The organism is Oleiphilus sp. HI0125, from assembly GCF_001635355.1.
This window is the reverse complement of the sequence record NZ_LWGF01000856.1, coordinates 1-912: the sequence shown is the minus strand read 5'-3', so window position 1 is coordinate 912 and position 912 is coordinate 1. Positions and strand designations below refer to the sequence as shown.

Genomic DNA, 912 nt, shown 5'->3' with positions numbered 1-912 from the left:
AGTGACATCTGGTTGGGCGCTGATTTGAATGAGTAAAGGCTGTTCTTCGTCGTGATTAATATTGAGGGAGAAGCGCCCATTTGAATCTGTGGACGTTGTCGACAATAAACTTAGGTTGCCATTTTCTTCGGAGACTCGGTATGTGCTGACGACGCCTTGGCTAATTACCCCTTTAATAGCTTTACCGCGAACCGTACTTTGAAGTATGTTTTCATCGCCGCCTGATTGACAGGCCGATAGCGCAAAAGCGCAAAGGAAGACTACGGCAATGTGAAAGGGGTTTTCTAAACGCATTTTGGGAATTCGCGGAATGAACGTTATTGTTTTAGGCTACTTATCATACCGCGAACTTGGACTTTAAATGATTAATTCTTAATCACATCACCTTACTATCGTGTAAGGTCTTATTTAAGCTTCCAGTTCAGTGTTTCGCCTGCAAAAAATGGAACAATTTCTCCACCATCAGGTAGGGTGATGATCTCAGGAACAGTCCATTGTTCGCGCACTAAAGTAATGGTTCCGGTATTGCGCGGTAAACCATAAAAATCTGGACCATTGAAGCTTGCGAAGCGCTCGAACTGATCCAAGCAATCTAGGTCTTCAAACACCTTTGCGTACAGTTCAATTGCACTCCATGCGCTGTAACAGCCGGCGCAGCCGCATGCACTTTCTTTGCGATGTTTCTCATGCGGAGCCGAATCTGTTCCCAAGAAAAACTTAGGTGACCCAGATTTCACCGCAGCCCTAAGAGCCTGTTGATGAATGTTGCGTTTCAAAACGGGTAGGCAAAAGTTATGAGGTCGAATGCCTCCAACGAGTAAATCGTTACGGTTCAACAAAAGATGTTGTGGCGTAATGGTGGCTGCTACTTGCTCATTGGTCGACTGAACGAATTCAACCGCTTCTTTTGTC

Annotated in this window: 2 protein-coding genes; both read right to left on the bottom strand. The window is 45.2% G+C overall.

The features are described from left to right. Window positions 1–294: hypothetical protein (locus A3762_RS14045; RefSeq protein ID WP_156493462.1), on the bottom strand; the 294-nt coding region annotated here is incomplete at its 3' end. A 110-nt stretch (window positions 295–404) separates the two neighbouring features. Next, the coding region (locus A3762_RS14040) for an amidohydrolase family protein (RefSeq protein WP_082869142.1) at window positions 405–912 on the bottom strand (508 nt) is incomplete at its 5' end.